Consider the following 19,996-nt stretch of genomic DNA (forward strand, 5'->3'; position numbering starts at 1 on the left):
AGCGTCAGTTGGATACTTTGAGAGCAACCCTCACAGGCGTACCGGTTGCCAGCGATTCCTGGGCCGCATCTGCCACACGGGAGGCTGCCACTGCGTCGTCCGGGGTGCAGGGATTTTCGCGCTCCCCCATCACCAACTCCACAAAGGCAACCATCTCGGAGCGGTACGCCTGGTCGAAACGCTCGGCGAAAGTCTGATGCGGTTCCCCTCCAGGGAAAGTGACCTCAGCCTCAGCCGATGTCAATGCGGTCTTCTCATCCAAGCCCACCATGACCGAACTGTTGGACCCCTGTATCTCCAACCGCACATCGTGGCCGGCCCCGTTATAGCGGCTGGCAGAAACCGTGCCCACCGTGCCGTCGTCGAAAGTGATGAGGGCCAAAGCCGTATCCACGTCACCCACGTTGCCGATGGCCGGGTCTCCATTGTTGGAACCCTTGGCATAAACCTCCACGATTTCGCGGCCCGTCAGCCACCGAAGGATGTCGAAGTCATGGACTGAGCAGTCCCGGAACAGTCCCCCGGATGTCGCCAGGAACTCGACCGGGGGTGGCGCCATATCGCAGGTAACTGCGCGCAGGGAATGGATCCACCCCAACTCACCGGCCTGATACGCGCGCTTGGCCTCCAAATAGCCTGCATCGAAACGTCGCTGGTGGCCGATTTGCACCACGCCGTTGTTCTCGCTGATGTAGTCCACTACAGGCAGCGCATCGGAGACGTTCATGGCCACGGGCTTTTCGCAGAACACAGGAACGCCGGCATCCACTCCGGCGCGGATCAATTCCGGATGGGTTGCCGTTCCCGTGGCAATCACCAAGCCATCCACACCGGAGTCGAGCAGCTCCGACACCGAAGTCGCAAACTCTGCACCCAATCCAGCTGCGACGGAACGTGCATGCTCGGTAGCTACGTCGGTCAGCTTCAGGCGGATATTGACGCCCCTGCGACCCAGCGTTTCCTTGAGGGCGACGATGTTGTTGGCGTGCATGACGCCGATGCGTCCTACGCCAACCAAGCCAAGAATGACATCACTCATGTTTTTCCTTTGAAGGTAGAAGGGTGACAGGTACCGGGAACACCACGCCCAGCTGGCGTCGAATCTCGTCGGCGACTTCCAGGGTGCGGATGGAGGCCGCCAGCGTCCGTTCGCTGGATTGCGTGCTGCCGGCGGCAATGGCCCTGGCCACGGCCGCGGCCTCGTAGTGAAGGCCTTCGAAGTGTCCGCCTGCTGGTTCATCGTGGCGTAGTCGGGAACCGTCGGGAAACCTGATCTCGAATGCGCCGGGCATGTTGAAGGGACCGTCGATTACCAAGGTGGCCTTTGAGCCAACAATGGTGGCTGCGGTGGGCGTGAAGTTATGGACGTGGGTGTTCACGACAGCCTGTGCACCGCCGTCGAACTGCATGACGGCGGACAGTTGCGCATTAACCCCTGACTCGTGGGGCTGGCCGACTGCCCGCAGATAGCGCGGACTGCCTAACACCTCTGTTACCAGCGCCAGGGGGTACGTGCCGAGATCAAGCAGCGGACCACCGGCCAGATTCGGATTAAAGATTCGATGCGAAGGATCAAAGTGCTCACCGTACTCCGCCACCACCGTGGTGATGGTGCCCAGCGTTCCGGCATCGAGTATCTGCCGGATCACATCGAATTTTGGCAGGAAGAAGGTCCACATTGCCTCCGCTGCAAAGACACCTGCAGCCTCCGCCCGCGCCGCGATGTCCCGTGCCTGACCTGCGTCGAGTCCAATCGGCTTTTCGACCAAGACGTGCTTGCCGGCGTCGATGGCCAGGACGGCGGCCGCGTGGTGGCCGGTATGCGGCGTACACACGTAGACGATGTCTACGTCCGGGGCTGCCGCCAGTTCCTCATAGCTGCCGTAGGCGGCGGGAATGTCGAACGCCTCCGCGAACGCTTTGGACCGGCCGAGGGAACGGGACCCGACGGCGGCGATCACCTGCCCGGTGTACGCCTGAATGGATTCGGTGAACCGTTCGGCAATCCAGCCAGGACCCATAATCCCCCAGCGCAGGCTCGGAGCATCACGGGATTCCAGTACACGGGAGAGCGGGAGCCCTCTTGGCGTCACGAGTAGCTGACTTTCACAGACGTTCCGTCGCTATGCAGCGACTGGATCATGGCTTGTGCAACGAGGGAGGCGTTGAGTCCGTCCTGTGCACCGGCAAGGGGAGTCGGCTCTCCTGCAGCGAGTGCGGTGATCCAGGCCTGCAGCTGAAGCCGGTACGCGTCGGCGAAGCGGGGGCGCCAGTCGGCCGGGATCACCCCCTGCCTGGCCCCGTCCTGTTCGACGCCCAGCAGGGACGATTCCTGAAGTGAAGTGGTACCCAGTTCTGAGACCACCTCGCAGCGAGTGGTGTAGCCATACTGGGCGTTGAGGTACAGCTCCAGCGTGGTAAGTGTCCCGTCTGCAGTGCGCAACGTCATGAACGCCGGATCCTGCAGTCCGGTCTCGGCATGTCGAGTGCTCTTGCCGGCCTGCCATGACACCTCCGCAATGGGAGAACCCAAAAGCCACGGAACTATGTCCAATTCGTGGATGGCCGAATTGGTGATGGCGGATTCTGCGGTCGTTCCGGGGGCCGCGGAGCCATTCCTGCTGACACAGTGAACCATCAGGGGTTCGCCTTGCCTTCTGCCGCGCACGGAATCCCGCAGAGCCACATAACCCGGATCGAAGCGTCGCATGAAGCCAAGCGAGAGCAACGAAGCGCCCGTTGCGGCCACGATGTCGGCGTCAGCCGCAACTACTTCCAGGCTTTCAAGAAGTGTTGGTGCCAGCGGCTTTTCGCAGAGCACAGGGGTCATTGCTTCGAAGCATTCAAGGACCAGGCCGGCGTGCGTGGAATCGTGCGAGGCAACGACGACGGCGTCCACCTCGCTGGCATTGATCAGCTCCGATGGGTCTGAGGTAATACGCGCGGTGGGCGGTGCCGCCGCGGCGGCACGGTCGACGTCGAGGTCTGCCACAAAGGTGACTTCGGCGCCGCCGATGGTGGTGGAAAGGTTCCTGATGTGGTCCGCGCCCATGATTCCGGCGCCAATCACACCTACCCGGATCGACATGGTGTTCCCTTCTTTTCCTAAGTGTGTGCGTATTGTGCGCACAGTGTGGCGGGGTGTTCCGGGTAGACCGGAAGCACCCCGCCGATGCTGCTACTGGGCCTGCTGTTGCTGAGCCTGTGCTGCTGCTAAGCGTGCTTCGGAGCGACGGCGTTCACGCTGTCCGTCACGTCCGCAACTTCCGCTTTGACCTCTTCCACCACGTCGCCGTGGCCACCCAGCTGCTCGAGCTCATGTGCGAGTTCAGCCAGTTCAGCGCCACCGGCCATCTGGGCAGTGAGTTCGTCCAGGGTGATGTCCTTCTTGTCGTAGTAGCCAATGGATTTGCCGCGCTTGAGCAGCAGGAAACGGTCCCCGACCGGGAAGGCGTGGTGCGGATTGTGGGTGATAAAGATGACGCCCAGACCGCGGTCGCGGGCCTGGAGGATATAGCGCAGGACCACGCCTGACTGCTTCACACCCAACGCAGCCGTCGGTTCGTCCAGAATCAGGACCTTCGCACCGAAGTACACGGCGCGGGCAATCGCGACACACTGGCGTTCACCACCGGAGAGCTGACCAATGGGTTGCTCCACATCGCGCAGGTCGATGCCCATCTCGGCCAATTCCTTGAGCGTGATGGCCTTCATCTGTTCGACGTCCATGTACTTGAACGGTCCGAAGCCCTTGGTGAGCTCTGATCCGAGGAAGAAGTTCCGCCAGATCGGCATCAGCGGTACCACTGCAAGGTCCTGGTACACCGTGGCAATGCCGGCGTCCAGGGCATCTCGGGGGGAACCGAACTTCCGCTCCTCGCCCATGATGTTCAGCACGCCCTCGTCGTGCTGGTGGAGGCCGGCGATGATCTTGATGAGCGTTGACTTACCCGCGCCGTTGTCTCCCAGAACACAGGTAACACGGCCGTTGTCCACGGCCATCGTGACGTCGCGCAGGGCGATGATGTTGCCGTAGTGCTTGCCGACCCCTTCCAAGGAGAGGAGATGGACGGGCGTGTGGGTGAGGGGATCGCGCTCATTCTGGAGCAACGTTTCCTGGTCGATCGCTTTGGCATTCATTTCCCGGGCCCCTTACTTGAGTTCCGCGCGTCGCTTGACGATGAGGTTGACGATGGTGGCGAGCAACAGCATCAAGCCCAGGAAGAACTTGAACCAGTCCGGGTTCCACTGCGCGTAGACGATGCCCTTGTTAGCCATGCCAAAGATGAAGGCACCAATAGCGCCACCCACGGCCGAACCATAGCCGCCGGTGAGGAGGCAGCCACCAATGACGGCAGCAATGATGTAGAGGAACTCGTTGCCCACACCTTCGCCGGACTGCACGGCATCGAAGGCAAAGAGGTTGTGCATGCCCAGGATCCAACCGCAGAAACCAACCGCCATGAAGAGACCGATCTTGGTCTTGGTTACAGGGACACCAACTGCGCGGGCGGCATTGGCGTCACCGCCCACGGCGAAGATCCAGTTGCCTACCCTGGTGCGCAGCAAGACCCAGGAGGCAACTGCCACCAAAGCGATCCAGATGAAAACGGTGATCTTCACTTCCACTCCGCCAATGGATATCGCTGAGGCGAAGACGGCCCTGGCTGAGTCGAAACCATCCATGTTGGAGATCGACGGAGAGGATACGGATCCGCCGATAAGCCGGGTAAGCCCGAGGTTCAGGCCGGTCAGCATCAAGAAGGTGGCCAGGGTGACGATGAAGCTGGGGAGTTTGGTCTTTACGAGAATCCAGCCGTTGACCAGGCCAATACCCAGCGATACAACCAGCGCCAGCGTGACACCTACCCAAACGTTGGTCGTGAAGTACCAGCTGAACAGCGATGCTGTTAGCGCTGAACTAATGACGGCGACACCGGTGGAAAGGTCGAACTCCCCGCCGATCATCAAAAGTGAGACGCCTACAGCCATGATGCCGATGGTGGAGCTTCCATAAAGTACGGTGGCGAAAGCGTTCGGCTGAATGAACGTTTGGGACACCGAAGCGAAAAAGATGAAGAGAACGATGGCGCCAACCAAAGCGCCAACCTCGGGCCGGCCGAGCAACTTTTGAAGGGCGTTCCGGTGGCCGACACGTTCATCTGTGACAGGGGATGGTTTTGCCAAGGTCTGGGTCATGATGGTCTCCTTTGGTGCCTGGTCCGGCGTCTCCGCCTTATCAGGCACACGGGTTTTAGCGGATACCCTGCTGGGCGAATGTAAGGGCGTTGGCCGCTCCGGCCTTGTCCACAATGGTGGGTCCGGTCAATACAGGAAGTCCGCCACCAATCTTGAAGCCGCCCCGCTTTGCCTGCCACAGGGCGTCCACTGCTCCGTAACCCTGTAGCCAAGGCTGCTGGTCAACGGTGAAGAGTACGTTGCCGTCGGCGATTTTTTGCGCCAGCTCGGCATTCATGTCGAACGATGCCACCTTGGCCTGGCTTCCCGCAGTTTCAACAGCCTTAAGTATGGTGAGGGTGAAGGGCGCCCCGAGACCGATGATCACATCAGCATCCGGAGTGGCCTGCAGTTTAGCCGTAACGGTGGACGACACTTGGGTCATGTCCGTACCGGTTACATAGAGGATTTCAGTGGCCGGAACCTTATCCTTGACGCCTGCGCACCGGGCTTCAAGGCCAACGTGACCTTGCTCCTGGATCACGCAGATTGGGTGTTTGAGACCTTCAGCAGAAATTTTGTCACCAGCGGCAGCCCCTGCAAGTTTCTCGTTGGATCCGAAGTGTGTGAAAGCCCCAAGCTGCGCGGAGACGGACTCTCCAGCGTTCAGGCTGACCACTGGAATCCCGGCATCGGTTGCCTTCTTCAGCGCATCCTTCAACGCGTCCGGCTTGGCAAGCGTCACCGCAATCCCATCTACTTTCTGGTCCACAGCCTGTTGAATCAGCTGTGCCTGACGACCACCTTCGGGGTCAGACGTATAGAGAAGCTCCACGTTGTCCTTGGCCGCTGCTTCCTCGGCTCCCTTGCGCACAATGTCCCAGAAAGTGTCACCGGGAGCTGCGTGCGTGATCAGTGCGACCTTGATTCTGTCGGTGCCGGCTACTTGCCCTGCTGCCGCTCCCCCACCGGTATCAGCCGGTTTACCGCCTTGGCTCGAACAGGCGCTCAGTGCCACCAGGGGAACCACTGCCGCGACGACCGCCGCTTTGCGCCATGAGAATTTTGCCACCGTTATCTCCTTTGATTTCAGCTCTGGGTGTCCGGAGACTCGTGTCCGGAGCATCCGCTACTTAGATCATGGTGACTGCCCTCACACTTTGTCAAGACTTTGTCCTGACATTAGGATGTTTTTACGTAACGAGCTTGTTGTGGCGGACCCTTGGACATGTCCGCAGCGCCTGCGATTGCGAACAGATAATGCCCCCAAGACCACGTCTTGGGGGCATTATCTATTCACAAAGACCGACTATTTTATCCGGGCGACGTAGTCCACCATCGTCTTGAGCTGGTAGCGGGAAACATCTTCCGCGTTCTCATTCTCAGCGAAAACCGACGAGACCATCACGGTGTTTTCCTTGTCCAGGAAGCCGATCTCCTTCAGGCCGCCAAAGAACTCGTCCCAGTTCACGTCGCCGTCGCCGATCTTGAGGTGCTGGTGAACGCGGACGGCATTGCCGGGCGGGTTGGTGATGTAGCGGAGGCCGTGGGAGGCATGATGGTTCATGGTGTCCGAGACGTGCACCAAGCGGAGCTTGTCCCCCGCTGCCCGCATGATCTCCAACGGCTTGTTGCCCATGTGGAAACTGTGCGAAGCGACGTAGACCATCCCGATGTTCGGGGAGTTTACGCCCCTGATGACACGGAGAGCGGCCAGGCCGTCCTCCACGAAGTCGTCCGGGTGCGGATCAATGAGAACGTCCAGACCCTCGCGTTCGATGATCGGGAGCAGTTCCTCCATGGAGCGGTAAAACGCACGCTCAGACTCCTCCGCTTTCTCCGGACGGCCGCTGAACTCGGTGTTCATGGTCTGGACACCAAGGTTTACCGTGATCTGGATGGCGCGCTTCCAGTACCGGACTGCGGCTTCGCGGGCGTCCTCGTCCGGACCTGACCACCGCAGGACCGGCAGGACCGAGGCGATTTCGACGCCGGTGTCCTTGCAGGCTGCCTTCAGCTTTCCTACGAGTTCGTCGTCGGCCTTTGGGTGGTTATAGAACGGGATGAGATCCGCGTGCGGGGTCATCTGAAGGTATTGGTAGCCGAGATCGGCTGCCACGCGCGGGAACTCCAGCAGGGTGTGGCTGTGGTGGAACGGTGTGGGATCCAGTGCAATCTTCATGGTGAATGTCCCCTACTTATACAGGTCCGGCTTGGTGTTCAGCTGAACTTTGACCTTTTCGCCCGACTTCTGGGCTTCGACGCCGGCCTCGCAGCAGGCTGCGGTAGCGTAGCCGTCCCAGGCGGTTGGTCCGCCGATTTCGCCGCGAAGTGCGGCGTCTACCCAAGCCTGCACCTCGACGTCGTACGCAGCTCCGAAACGCTCTTCAAAACCTGGCGTGACGTTACCGCCCCACTTGCCCGCGGACTGGATGTACGGGCCGTTGTCGCCGCCGATGCTCACAATGCCCTCTTCAAAGGACGCTTGCGTGGCCACCTGATAACCGAATTTGGCGTTGACGTAGATTTCGACGTCGGCCAGCACACCTGACTCGGTTTCCAGCAGCACATGCTGCGGGTCATGCTGGCCGTTCGGCGCGCTGCGCGTGGGCTTGCCCAAGCGGACCTGCACGGAGGTGATTTCTTCACCCGTGAAGTAGCGGATCGCGTCGAACTCGTGGACTACGGAGTCGTTGATCAGCATCTCGTTGGTGAATCCCTCGGGCGTGCTCGGGTTGCGGTGCTGGTGGTGCAGCATCAACAGCTCCCCCAATTCGCTGTTGCGGATGATCGCACCCAAAGCCGAGTACTCGGCGTCGAAACGGCGCATGAAACCCACCTGGATGCGCTTGTGACCCAAAGCCTGCTCGGCCTGGACAACTTTCCAGGCGCTATCAGCGTCCGGGGTCAGCGGCTTCTCACACAAGATCGGGAAGTCTTTCTCCAACGCCTTATAAAGGATTTCCTCGTGGAGGAAACCAGGCGTGGCAATCAGGACGGCGTTGACGTCACCGTTGTTGAGCGCCTCTTCGGCACTGGCCAACGCCACGGCGCCGTCGATCCCTTCAATGGCGGCTTGCGCACGGGCAAGGTCGACGTCGACGACGGCGGCTACTTCAGCGCCGTGGATGCGGGTACTGAGGCGCTTGATGTGGTCCGCACCCATGCGGCCTGCGCCGATGACGGCAACGCGGAGAATCTTGGTCACTGTATCTGTCCTTCGTGAAATTTTGGTTTGCTACTGAACGGCGCTACCAGTGGATGGCGCTACTGAACGGCGCTACTAGTGGATGGCGCTACTGAACGGCGTTATTGGACCCTGGTGCGTGATCCGCAGGAAAGCAGGTAGTTCCGGGTCCTCTTGGCGATTGGCATCGGCACATCGAACGCTACCGGGTACATATCCTGCTCCACGATGCCGAAGATGGGCCGGTTGAGGCCTTCCACGGCTTCGATGACAGCGCGCAGGTCCGGGAGGCCGTTCGGCGGCTCGGTCATGACGCCGGCGAGGTTGGCGGCTGCCCAGGTCATGTTCTTGTCGTTCACCTCGGCGAGGACCTCGGGGTTGATCTGCTTGAGGTGCAGGTAACCGATACGGTCCGGGTAGTTCTTGATGAGCTCCAGGCTCGATGCGCCGCAGTACTCGGCGTGCCCCGTGTCCAGGCACAGGTTCAAGTACTGCGGATCGGTGGCCGCCAAGAGCGTTTCGATGTCCTTTTGGGCACCGACGTGCGAGTCAGCATGCGAGTGGAACTGCTGGTGCAACCCAAAGTCTTCCAGCAGGACCTTGCCCATGCGGTTATGGCCTGCGAACAGGTCTGCCCATTGCTCGTCCGAGAGTTCACCGTTCTCAACGGCTTCACCTGTGACGTCGTCGCGCCACATGGCGGGGATGACCACAATATGTTCTCCGCCCATGGCTGCCGTCAGTTCGGCAACCTTTCGGGCCGGTTCCCATGCTTCGTCGTATTGTTCGGCACCACGGTGGAAGGCCGTGAAGACCGTACCTGCGGTGACCTGGAGGTCGCGCTGCTTCAGTTCCTCAGCCAAGCGGGTGGGGTCGTTCGGCAGGTAGCCGTACGGACCCAGTTCGATCCACTTGTACCCGGACTCCGCAACCTCATCAAGGAACCGTTCCCACGGAGTCTGCTGGGGATCATCAGGGAACCAGACGCCCCAGGAATCAGGGGCGGTGCCGATGATCAGCTTGTTCTCAACATCAGTCATGACGGCGTTGTCTTCCTTTGTGGCGGTGCGGATTAGTTGGAAGGGAAGTTGTAAGAGGCGCCGGAGGCGTGGGTGGGTTCGGGCCAGCGGGAAGTGATGACTTTACCGCGCGTGTAGAAGGAGACGCCTTCGGGTCCGTAGATGTGCTTGTCGCCGAAGAGCGAGTTCTTCCAACCGCCGAAGGAGTGGTAGGCCACCGGGACGGGAAGGGGCACGTTGATGCCCACCATGCCGACGGTCACGGAGCGTTGGAACTTCCGGGCTGCGGCGCCGGACGAGGTGAAGATCGCAGTGCCGTTGCCGTAGGGGTTGGAGTTGATCAGCGCGATGCCTTCTTCGAGGTCGGCGACGCGGACCACTACCAGGACGGGTCCGAAGATTTCCTCGGTGTAGGCGGTCATTTCCGTCTTCACGTGGTCAATCACCGTTGGGCCCACCCAGAAGCCGTCTTCGTGGCCGGGGACCACCAGGTCGCGGCCGTCCACCACCATGGCCGCGCCGGCGGTTTCGGCTTCGGTGACGATCTTGACGATCCGTTCCTTGGAGGCCGGGGTGATGACCGGACCCATTTCCGCGTCGGGCTCGGTGCCGTTCTTGACCTTCACGGCCAGGGCGCGTTCTTCGACCTTCTTCACGATCAGGTCAGCAGCGTCACCAACGGCGACGGCGACGGAGATCGCCATGCAGCGTTCCCCCGCGGAGCCGAAAGCGGCGGCCGCGAGGTGGTCTGCGGCGTTGTCCAGGTCGGCGTCGGGCATCACGATGGCGTGGTTCTTTGCCCCGCCCAAGGCCTGGACGCGCTTGCCGTGCTTGGTGGCGGTTTCGTGGACGTACTGGGCGATCGGGGTAGAGCCCACAAAGGAGATGCCGTCCACGTCCGGGTGGGTCAGCAGCCCATCAACGGTTTCCTTGCCGCCGTGCAGGACCTGGAACACGCCATCGGGAAGGCCGGCCTGCTTCCACAGTTTCGCGAGCAGCATCGAGGCGGACGGGTCACGCTCGGAGGGCTTAAGGATGAACGCGTTGCCGGTGGCGATGGCCATGGGCGCCATCCACAGCGGCACCATGACCGGGAAGTTGAACGGGGTAATACCTGCCACGACGCCAAGGGGCTCGCGGAAGGAGAAAACATCGATGCCGGTGGACACTTGGTCCGAGTAGTCGCCCTTGAGCAGCTGCGGGATGCCACAAGCGAACTCGATGACCTCCAGGCCGCGGCCGATCTCACCCTTCGCGTCGGAGAGGACCTTGCCGTGCTCGGCGGTGATCAGCTCAGCGAGGTCGTCCACGTGCGCTGCAACGAGTTCACGGAACTTGAACAGCACTGCGGTTCGCTTGGCCAGGGAAATGTCACCCCACGAATCCGCCGCCTTGCGGGCCGCGGCAACGGTGGCGTTCAGGTCGGCCTCGTTGGCCAGCCGCAGTTCAGCGGACACCTGGCCGGTGGCGGGGTTATATACGGGCTGGGTGCGGTCGCCTTCGCCTGTGGTTTCAGCGCCGTTGATGAAATGGTGAATGGTGGTCAGTGTGGTCGTCGTCGACATGTGCGGACTTCCTTCTAGTCTTTGGTGTTTCTAGCCGAGCAGCTTGCGCTGGCGGTTCTTGTGGTCGGTGTACGTCTTGTAGGCCTGCCGGGTGGATTCGAGCTCGGAAACCTGCGAGACCGGAACGTCCCACCAGGACTCGGAGCTCGGGGCATCCAGCAAAGGATCAGACTCAACGTGGATCACGATCGGGCCCGTTTCCGGGGCCGCCTTTGCTTCCTTGATCGCGGCGCCCAGGGCTTCAATCACGTGCTCCCCCGGTTCGATCCGGATAACCCTCGCGCCCAGGGACTCTGCGTTGGTGGCCAGATCGATGGGCAGGTTCTCACCGGCGTCGAAGCTGTGCTGTTCCTTGTCCAGGACCCGGTACTGCGTACCGAACCGCTGCGAACCAAGAGACTCTGACAGCGACCCGATCGAGGCATAGCCATGGTTCTGGATGAGGACCACAATCAGCTTGATGCGTTCGGCGACGGCGGTGACCAGTTCGGTGTGCATCATCAGGTAGGAGCCGTCCCCCACCATGACAACCACATCTCGCTCCGGGCCGCCTGCTGCGGCTTCGGCCAGCGCTGCGCGCTTCACGCCCAAACCGCCGGGGATCTCGTAACCCATGCAGGAGTACGCGTACTCCACGTGGTAACCGAAGGGGTCCCGGACCCGCCACATTTTGTGCAGGTCACCGGGCAGCGAACCCGCCGCGCAGATGACCACATCCTGGTCATCCATGGCCTTGTTGGTGGCGCCGATGATCTCGTTCTGCGCCGGCAACGGCGTGTAACGGGTTTCGAAGGCCTCGTCCACAATTCCGTTCCAGCGCTTCTTCTCGGCCGCGACCTTCTCTTCAAGATCAGCACCAACCCGGTAACCGCCCAATGCCTGGTTGAGCTTCACCAGGGCCTTGCGGGCATCAGCAACGATCGGCAGCGTGGTGCCGTGCTTGTAGGCATCGATCGGCGCGACGTTGATGTTCACGAACTTCACGTCCGGGTTCTGGAACGCTGTCCGGGACGCGGTAGTGAAGTCCTCGTAACGGGTGCCGATCCCGATGATCAGGTCCGCTTCGGCTGCGATGGCGTTGGCCGCCGTCGTGCCCGTGGAACCAATGGCACCGAGGGAGAACTTGTGGTCCCACGGCAGGACGCCAACACCGGCCTGGGTGTTGCCCACCGGGATGCCGGTCTCCTGAGCAAATTTGGCGAGTTCCTCGTTGGCGTACGCGTAGAGGACGCCGCCACCTGCGATGATTAGCGGACGCTTCGCGGCGCGGATGGCCTGGGCGGCGCGGCGAATGTCGTCGTCCTCTGCCTCGGGCCGGCGGATCCGCCACTCCCGCTCGGCCAGGAACTCTTCCGGAACATCGAAAGCCTCCGCCTGCACATCCTGCGGCAGCGAAATTGTCACGGCGCCGGTCTCGGCCGGGTCCGTGAGAACGCGCAATCCGTGGTGGAATGCAGAGAACATCTGCTCCGGGCGGGACACCCGGTCGAAGAATCTGGACAACGGACGAAACGCGTCGTTGACCGTGATGTCGTACGCGTACGGGAGCTCCAACTGCTGCAACACCGGGTCAGCCGCACGGGTCGCGAAGGTGTCGCTCGGGAGCAGCAATACCGGTAAGCGATTGGTTGTAGCCAAGGCAGCACCTGTCAGCAGGTTCGAGGAACCCGGACCAATGGAGGTGCTGATCGCAAACGTCTGGCGACGACGCGTATGCCGGGCATAACCCACAGCCTGATGCACCTGGGCCTGCTCATTGCGGCCCTGGTAATACGGCATGATCGTGGGGTCCGCTGCCTGATACTGCTTCAGCGCCTGACCCACACCGGCCACGTTCCCGTGCCCGAAAATACCGAACGTCCCCGGAATCAACCGCTCGCGATACTCCACACCATCGATCGAATCCACGGTGTACTGCTTGGAAAGGAACTCGACCACAGCCTGCGCCACGGTCATCCGACGGGTTGCTGTACCCATTACTAGCTACTCCGATACTTTCACTGGGATACGGTCTGACATGGTTCGCTCATCCGCCGCGGAGGGCAGGGGCGCAGAGTTGTTAAGCAGCGAGGCGGCCGTCGCAACAGCCCCCGCCACATCGTCGTCGTGCGGGTAAAGCAGCGTCCTTCCGACAGTGAGGCCTCGAACACCGGGCAAGGCAAGGGCTGCCTGCCAGCTGGCGAAAACCTCGTCCTGGCTGCCGTCGGGGTCACCGCCCAACAGCACGGTAGGCATGGTTGTGGACGCCATGACGCGTTCCATCTCTGCCACAACCGGCAATTTCATCCAGGTGTAGGCACTGGTGGAACCGAGGCCTTCGGCAATGCCGACAGATTTGATCACGGCGTCAGCGCGGAGATCGTTGCGGACTTTTCCGTGTGCATCACGGACGGAAAGGAACGGCTCCACCATGGCGATGAGCTTGCGCTCGGCCAACGAATCAATGGCTTTCGCCGTGGCTTCAAGGGTGGCTACCGTGTCGGGGTCACCCAGGCAGATGCGCGTGAGCATCTTGCCGCCATCCGCACCGAGCGCCTCCAAAGCAGCAGCAGTGTGCCCGGTGAAGCGATCGTCGAACTCGTTGACCAGCCCTGCCAAACCACCGCGGTTCATGGAGCCGAAGACGAGCTTGCCTTCCAAGGCGCCCAGCAACAGAAGGTCATCCATGATGTCCGGCGAGGCTAGGATGCCATCAACTGCAGGGTTCGCCAACGCGATCTGCAGACGATCCAAAAGGTCCCTGCGATCGGCCATGGCCATTGGCTGAGCACCAACGGCGAGTGCGCCCCGCGCCGGGTGGTCCGCGGCGACAATGAAGTTCTGCGCGCTGTGTTTCAGGCCAGGATGGCGACGTCGGGTGGCTGCTGCCCGGGCTACGGCCTCGGGGTCCTCCAACCGGATACGGCTCAAGTGCTCGTAGCGGCGGGGATCGTCATTAAGGCTCAACGAACTGCTCCTTCACTGAAGGTGTCGGCTGTGAGGGCGGCGGCTGACAGAGAGGCACCGGGAATGGGGCGGCCGCGTTCTGCGAGCAGCGAGGTAACTTCCTCCGGCGTCGGCATGGCATCTGCACAAGAGAGACGCGAGGCGACGATTGCACCGGATGCGTTCGCGTAATCCAGGACTTCCGAGAGGGGCCAACCGGACAACAGTCCGTGACAGAAAGCACCGCCGAACGAGTCGCCAGCGCCCAAACCGTTAACGGTTTCCACCGGTACCGGTGCCGAAACCACACGCTCCGTGCGGGTCTTGGCCATGACGCCGTCCGGTCCGAGTTTGACCACGGCAATTTCGACGCCGGCAGCCAGCAGGCGGTCTGCCTGCTCATCAGGCGTCCCCTCACCAACGGCGACAGCGCATTCCTTGTCGTTGCCGATCGCGACGGTTACGTGCGGGAGGACTTTGGCAACCTCGGCGCGGGCTTCCTCTTCGGAGGCCCAGAACATCGGACGGTAGTCCAGGTCCAGGATGGTGAACTGACCGTCTTTGAGGCCGGTTCGCGGACGGGCTTGGTGTGCTTTGATGTGGGCCTCACGGCTGGGCTCCTGGCAGAGGCCGGTGACGGTGGACCAGAAAATCCCTGCATGCCGGATCGCCTCCAAGTCCAGCTCTTCCGCTTTGATCTGCAGGTCCGGAGCAGTGGGAAAGCGGCCGTAGAAGTACAGTGGGAACTCGTCTGTTGCCGGCTTGATCGCGCAGAAGGTCACAGCCGTCGGGTACTCCTTGACCGGGGAGACGAAGGAATCGTCAACATTGAACTTGCGCAATTCCCGGTGAAGATAGTTGCCGAAAGCGTCGTCGCCCGTGCGGGTGATGATTCCCGCGCGGCGCCCGTGTCGCGCGGCGGCAACGGCCACATTGGAGGGCGAACCTCCAAGGTATTTGCCGAAGGACGTCACGTCCTCCAGGTCCACCCCAATGTCGTTCGGGTAAATATCAACGCTGATGCGCCCGATTGTAAGCAGTTCGTGGGTCACGATAATCGTTGACCTTTCTCTTGTGAACTCTGAACCTTTGAGCGCTGGGCCCCAATGCCTTGCCACCCCTCAGTGAGCGGGGCCACATGACTACTCTGCACCAGAATCAATGTCCTGTCAAAGGTTTGTACTGACATATTTACAACGTGACACAGAACGCTCTACTTGGGCGGCACTGCGAGTTCTCCAGTGACATATTGGCTGCGCCCAAAGCCGAATGACCAGTCGCCCGGCGAGTTCTCCACGTAGCCCACAAAGACATCTTCGCCCGGGATCCCCACCTCTGCGAGACCGCCCGCAATAGCTTGGAAAAGGGAGCTCTTGGCCTCCTGGCTGCGACCACCCTGGGTGAAAATCTGGATCATGACAATGCCGGAACTGCGCTCAAATCCCAAGCCTGCGTCTTGCGCAACGATCTGACCCTGCGGGTGCTCGGTCAGGATATGGAAGTAGTCCCGCTCAGGGATCCCGTATTCCTTGAGGATGGCGTCGTGGATTTTGCGGCTCAGCGCGGAGAGCTCTTCCGGCGAGCGACCCTGATTGACGTCAATTCGAACAAGCGGCATGTCTACACTCCCTATGTTTGTCCTGTCATACTAACAAATGCTTAATGGAAAACTCAAGAAACATGCCAGTGATTACGAAGGCGCCTGGAACGACACCTAACCCCCAAGCTGGCTGGCGAGGGGGTTAATAATGTCTGGACTGCTGTGTGTCGGGACTGCTATGTAAATCAGCCGAAGAGCGCCGGCGTCGGTATTGTCAGCAACCGGCGTGTCCACGCGAAGCCGCCCGCCCCATTGCCTGGATAGATCCACATGGAACCGGCGATGTCGCGGGCAATGACATCACCGTGACCGTCGTAATCGAAGTCGCCAGGGGCGGCAATGAGATCCATCTTGTGCCAACCCCAGCCGACTTGGACCCGGCCCATCCATCCCCCGGAGCCGTTGCCCGGGTAGAGCCAAAGTGAACCGTATGAGTCCGCCGCGAGAATGTCCGGCTTTCCGTCCTCATTGAAATCATGTCCGCTAAAGATGGACGCCATGATGTTCCAACCCCATCCCACCTGCACACGGCCCGGCAGCCAACCGCCATTGCCGTCGCCCCGGTACATCCACAGCGCACCGGAGGCGTCACGGGCTAGAACGTCGGCATTCCCGTCACCATTCCAATCTCCGGGTGAAACCAGGGCCGTCATCACGTCCCAGCCACGGCCCACATGTTTGGAAACGTTCCCGCCAATACCTGTACGCAAGTACAACCCGCCATCACTGCTGCGAAACATCCAATCGGCGCTGCCGTTTCCATCCCAATCACCGGGCGTCACCAGGGCATTCGCGTCAAGGACGACACTCGGACCGGGACCCAGGCCTTGGCCCTCCCAGCCGGTCTTTCCCTCGTAGACGATGACATTTCCGTTGTCCGTTATGGTGGGCAGATCAGCGTAAACCTTCTCAAAGTCCCACCAGATCTGAATGAAGTTGTGCCAGGAGTCGTCAGCGCGGGCAGGAGAAGCGACCACCGGCTGAGCAAGGGTCAAGGCAACCACAGCAAGAACTACCAGGCGTATTCGGCGCATAACAGGCCCCCGGCTCTTTGCGCATCCCCCAGCGGAACGCTCCTGCCGCGACCCTACTAGGGAGCCGGATCAACAGGCAATGACTTTGACGGGCTTCCCACCTAGGCTGCGCTAGCACCCAGGTTGCTAGAGCGCCGCCCTGATTTTCTTCAGGTGCAGGCCACGGCACGGAATGGCCGCGGAAACGAGGTCTTGACTGTGCTGGTGCTGCGGATCTGAAAAGAACTTGTCCGTGTCGGTGAGCTCCACAAGGCGCCCTTGGTAGAGGACTGCGACCCGCTGGCACATGTGCCTCACCACATCCATGTCGTGCGTGATGATCATGAGGGTCAGTCCGCGGTCCCGGTGCAGGCGCTGCAACAGTTCAAGGATGGTCCGTTGGGTCAATGCGTCCAGGGCAGACGTTGCTTCATCACAGATGAGCACTTCAGGTTCCAACAACAAAGCCCGGGCGATGGTGACCCGCTGCAATTGCCCTCCGGAGCATTGACCCGGGCGCCGGTCCAGGAGGGCGGGATCCAGCTCCACTTCTTCCATGGCCGCTGTGAGCCTGCGGGACCGTTCAGCTGCTGTGAGCTCCTTTTGCGACCGGAGCGGCGCTTCCAGGCTGGCACGCAGGGTCATGCGTGGGTCGAACGAATCGTGGGGTTCCTGGAACACCAATTGAACGGCCGTTGCTCCTGCGTCAGCCGCGATCAGCGTCCTGGTGATGGTGCCACTGCTGATACCTTCCAGCCCAACAATGGCCCGGGCAAGAGTGCTCTTACCGCACCCGGATTGGCCAAGAACGCCCAGGATTTCGCCCTTTTTTACGTCCAGCGAAATCGAGTCCAAGGCAGGCCGCCCGCTGCGTTTGCCGGATCCGAACTGCTTGACCACATTTGTCAGCGTAAGGGCGCTTCGCTGGTGGGTCGGGGCAGGCGGGATGCTGGTGGGCGCCAAGTTGGACGCTTCGAGGAGCCTGCGCGTGTAAGCGGTCCTGGGGCTGCCCAGGACCGTTTCCGTGGTGCCAGATTCAACGATCACACCCGCATCCATCACCAACACCCTGTCTGCAAATGCGGCCACCGAAGCAAGGTTATGCGTGATGTAGAGGATGCCCAGGCCGCGTTGGATTCGTTGCCGGTCCAGTAGTTCCAGGATTTGTTGTTCCAGCACTTTGTCCAAGGCCGACGTCGGTTCATCGGCCAGCAGGATCTCGGGCTGACCTGCCAAGGCCATGGCAGTCATGGCCCGCTGCGCCATGCCGCCTGATAGCTGGTGCGGGTATGAGCGCGCACCCCATTGCGGATCCTCGAAGCCCACCTCTGCCAGCAATTGGAGAACCCCCGTCTTTGCAGCTTGGCCACGTAGGCCCGAATGCAGTTTAAGTGGTTCCCGGAGATGGGCGCCGATGGTCTTGTTGGGGTTGAACATCTTCTTTGGCTGTTGAAACAACATCCCTAGCCGGCCGCCTCGAACGCGGTTCAGCTCTGCTTCGGAGGCTCCGGTTACGTCAAGCGCCCCAAGTCGGATGGACCCCGACTCAATGCCCAACTGTGGAGGCAACAACTGCAGCACCGACCGCGCAGTCATGGTCTTGCCCGAACCGGAGCCTCCCACCAATGCGACAAACTCGCCGGGTTTCACGGCCAGGCTGACACCTGCGAGGATAGGGCGCCCCGTACCACCACTGCGGACCGTCAGATCCTCAACGACGAGCTCAGGCATGCTGTCCTTCCACCACAAGGACGTCCACCGGATCCGAGGCCCGACGTGATGCCCGTTGACCGATCAATGTCACGCACAGGGCCACCAGGAAGACGGCGAGTCCAGGGGCAATGATTCCCCACGGAGCCCTCTCTGCGTACGGTTGCGCCGCTGCCAGCATGGAACCCCAATCGGATTGCGGCGGTTGCACGCCGAGTCCAAGGTAGGACAGTGCTCCGACGCTGATCAGGAGCTGACCGAAGCGAAGTGTTGCCTGCCCCAGCATGGGGGCGGCCAGGTGCGGGAGGATGTGGCGGAAAATAATGAACGACGGCGAACATCCCACCACTCGCGCTGCTTCGACAAAGCCGCGCGCCGAGATGTCATAAGCCAGGGTCCGGGCCAGTCGCGCAAACGGCGTCCACCCTGTCACGGTCAGTGCCACCAGCAGCGAGGTGAAGCCAGTGCCCATGGCAGCGACGATGAAAAGCGCCACCACCATCTCCGGAAGTGCCAGCAGGACGTCGTTGGTGCGGGTGAAAAACTCATCCAGCCAGCCCTTGCGGCGGGCGCTAAGAACACCCACCACCAAACCGATGACTCCGGTCAGCACTGTGGCCAGTGCGGCAACCACCAGGGAGAAGCGACCGCCGTCGAGCAAGCGGCTCAGCGTGTCCCGCCCGAGGTGGTCCGTTCCCAGCCAATGCGTAGCGCTGGGTGGCGCAAGTCGTGCGGCGAGGTTCTGGTCATCCGGAGGAAACGGCGCCAACCAAGGCGCAGCGGCCACGGCAGCGACAATCAGAACGAGGATTACGACGGCGGCAGCGTCGATCGCTGAACGGTTACGCAAGGGCTCCACTCACCTTCGGGCTAAGGATCCGGTGCAGGAAATCGGCAAGCGTGGTGATTGCGACAGCCAGTGCCACTACCACCACCACGCCGCCCTGGGCCAGGGGTATGTCGCTGTTGACGACGGCGTCGTAGAGAAGCCTTCCCATGCCGGGAATGGCGAAGATCACCTCCACAATGACAGAGCCCCCCAGCAGCCCCGCGAACCACACCGCGAACAGAGTGGACAACGGGACCAGGCCGTTGGGTACAACGTGCCGCAGGATTGTCTGGACGTGGCTCAGTCCCCGGGCTCGCGCGGCGGAAATGTGTTCGGCTTCGAGGGCATCGACCATTCCTGACCGCACAGCCGAAGTGAAGAAGCTAATGGGCCGCAATGCCAGTGTTGCCGCAGGGAGGACGATGGACGATGCCGTGTTCCACCCTGCGGAAGGCAGCAAGGAAAACTTGAGGGCGAACACGAGCACTAACAGCGGGGCCAACCAGTATTCAGGCAGGGCGATGAAGGATTGTGTGACCGTGGTGATCAACTTGTCTGTCTTACTTCCTTGTTTCAGAGCCGCAACAATCCCCAAGGGCAGCGACACCAGCACTGCAGTGCCCAAGGCCACGAACACCAGGCTCAGGGTGATGCCCAAAGCGGGTAGTACCTGGTCAACTACTGGCGTCCTGCTGATATGGGACAAGCCCATATCCCCGGTGAAGAAGTCCCCCAGCCAGCGCAGGTACTGAACGGGAAGAGGATCGTTCAGTCCCAGGCTCTCGCCCAAGGCCCGAACGGTGGCCTCATCCACCACATCCCCGGCGACGCGGGAGCGGATGATCTTCCGTACAGGATCACCCGGGGTGACATAGGGAATAAGGAATACGGCGAAAGACGACAGCAGGACGGCGACCACGAGGGTCGCCGTCCGCTTCGCAAGGAACGTGATCATGCTGATTTGTCTGTT

At 61.3% G+C, this 19,996-nt stretch carries 18 protein-coding genes; all 18 read right to left on the reverse strand.

The window, feature by feature from the left end:
- Window positions 1-4: 4 nt before the first annotated feature.
- Window positions 5-1,039, reverse strand: coding sequence for a Gfo/Idh/MocA family oxidoreductase (locus tag AC6CH8_RS04150; RefSeq protein ID WP_498188801.1), 1,035 nt, complete (start codon window positions 1,037-1,039; stop codon window positions 5-7).
- The gene (locus tag AC6CH8_RS04155) at window positions 1,032-2,093 is read right to left on the reverse strand and encodes a Gfo/Idh/MocA family protein (protein WP_498188803.1); all 1,062 of its coding nucleotides are present in this window, start codon (window positions 2,091-2,093) and stop codon (window positions 1,032-1,034) included. Before AC6CH8_RS04155 ends, AC6CH8_RS04150 begins: the two co-directional genes overlap by 8 nt.
- Entirely contained in the window at window positions 2,090-3,088 is a 999-nt protein-coding gene (locus AC6CH8_RS04160) for a Gfo/Idh/MocA family oxidoreductase (RefSeq protein ID WP_498188807.1), read from the reverse strand. Before AC6CH8_RS04160 ends, AC6CH8_RS04155 begins: the two co-directional genes overlap by 4 nt.
- Before the next feature lie 125 nt (window positions 3,089-3,213).
- Entirely contained in the window at window positions 3,214-4,140 is a 927-nt protein-coding gene (locus tag AC6CH8_RS04165) for an ATP-binding cassette domain-containing protein (RefSeq protein ID WP_498188811.1), read from the reverse strand.
- Between the two features lie 12 nt (window positions 4,141-4,152).
- Window positions 4,153-5,199 carry an ABC transporter permease gene (locus AC6CH8_RS04170; protein WP_498188815.1) on the reverse strand — a complete coding sequence of 349 codons (1,047 nt, stop codon included), beginning with the start codon at window positions 5,197-5,199 and terminating at the stop codon, window positions 4,153-4,155.
- A 55-nt stretch (window positions 5,200-5,254) separates the two neighbouring features.
- Window positions 5,255-6,250 (reverse strand): substrate-binding domain-containing protein, encoded by a 996-nt coding sequence (locus tag AC6CH8_RS04175; RefSeq protein ID WP_498188818.1) that lies wholly within the window; start codon window positions 6,248-6,250, stop codon window positions 5,255-5,257.
- A 237-nt stretch (window positions 6,251-6,487) separates the two neighbouring features.
- Entirely contained in the window at window positions 6,488-7,360 is an 873-nt protein-coding gene (locus AC6CH8_RS04180) for a sugar phosphate isomerase/epimerase family protein (RefSeq protein WP_498188821.1), read from the reverse strand.
- A gap of 12 nt (window positions 7,361-7,372) precedes the next feature.
- Complete coding sequence (locus AC6CH8_RS04185) at window positions 7,373-8,386, reverse strand: Gfo/Idh/MocA family protein (RefSeq protein WP_091467175.1); 1,014 nt, start codon at window positions 8,384-8,386, stop codon at window positions 7,373-7,375.
- A gap of 101 nt (window positions 8,387-8,487) precedes the next feature.
- Entirely contained in the window at window positions 8,488-9,405 is a 918-nt protein-coding gene (locus AC6CH8_RS04190; protein WP_498188823.1) for a sugar phosphate isomerase/epimerase family protein, read from the reverse strand.
- A 32-nt stretch (window positions 9,406-9,437) separates the two neighbouring features.
- On the reverse strand, window positions 9,438-10,949 hold the full coding sequence (locus AC6CH8_RS04195) for a CoA-acylating methylmalonate-semialdehyde dehydrogenase (protein ID WP_091467171.1): 1,512 nt from the start codon (window positions 10,947-10,949) through the stop codon (window positions 9,438-9,440).
- A 30-nt stretch (window positions 10,950-10,979) separates the two neighbouring features.
- Window positions 10,980-12,926, reverse strand: coding sequence for a 3D-(3,5/4)-trihydroxycyclohexane-1,2-dione acylhydrolase (decyclizing) (gene iolD / locus AC6CH8_RS04200; protein WP_498188827.1), 1,947 nt, complete (start codon window positions 12,924-12,926; stop codon window positions 10,980-10,982).
- Between the two features lie 6 nt (window positions 12,927-12,932).
- A complete protein-coding gene (locus AC6CH8_RS04205; protein WP_179018352.1) occupies window positions 12,933-13,895 on the reverse strand; it encodes a Cgl0159 family (beta/alpha)8-fold protein in 963 nt (320 codons plus the stop codon).
- Complete coding sequence (gene iolC, locus AC6CH8_RS04210) at window positions 13,892-14,926, reverse strand: 5-dehydro-2-deoxygluconokinase (protein ID WP_498188832.1); 1,035 nt, start codon at window positions 14,924-14,926, stop codon at window positions 13,892-13,894. Before iolC ends, AC6CH8_RS04205 begins: the two co-directional genes overlap by 4 nt.
- Window positions 14,927-15,087: 161 nt before the next feature.
- Window positions 15,088-15,492, reverse strand: coding sequence for a tautomerase family protein (locus AC6CH8_RS04215; protein ID WP_498188834.1), 405 nt, complete (start codon window positions 15,490-15,492; stop codon window positions 15,088-15,090).
- Between the two features lie 167 nt (window positions 15,493-15,659).
- The gene (locus AC6CH8_RS04220; protein WP_364304902.1) at window positions 15,660-16,508 is read right to left on the reverse strand and encodes an FG-GAP repeat domain-containing protein; all 849 of its coding nucleotides are present in this window, start codon (window positions 16,506-16,508) and stop codon (window positions 15,660-15,662) included.
- Between the two features lie 126 nt (window positions 16,509-16,634).
- Window positions 16,635-18,218, reverse strand: coding sequence for an ATP-binding cassette domain-containing protein (locus AC6CH8_RS04225; protein ID WP_498188837.1), 1,584 nt, complete (start codon window positions 18,216-18,218; stop codon window positions 16,635-16,637).
- A complete protein-coding gene (locus AC6CH8_RS04230; RefSeq protein ID WP_498188839.1) occupies window positions 18,211-19,056 on the reverse strand; it encodes an ABC transporter permease in 846 nt (281 codons plus the stop codon). Before AC6CH8_RS04230 ends, AC6CH8_RS04225 begins: the two co-directional genes overlap by 8 nt.
- Window positions 19,040-19,981 (reverse strand): ABC transporter permease, encoded by a 942-nt coding sequence (locus AC6CH8_RS04235; RefSeq protein WP_498188842.1) that lies wholly within the window; start codon window positions 19,979-19,981, stop codon window positions 19,040-19,042. Before AC6CH8_RS04235 ends, AC6CH8_RS04230 begins: the two co-directional genes overlap by 17 nt.
- Window positions 19,982-19,996 lie beyond the last annotated feature (15 nt).

The organism is Paenarthrobacter sp. GQ52 (assembly GCF_059759005.1).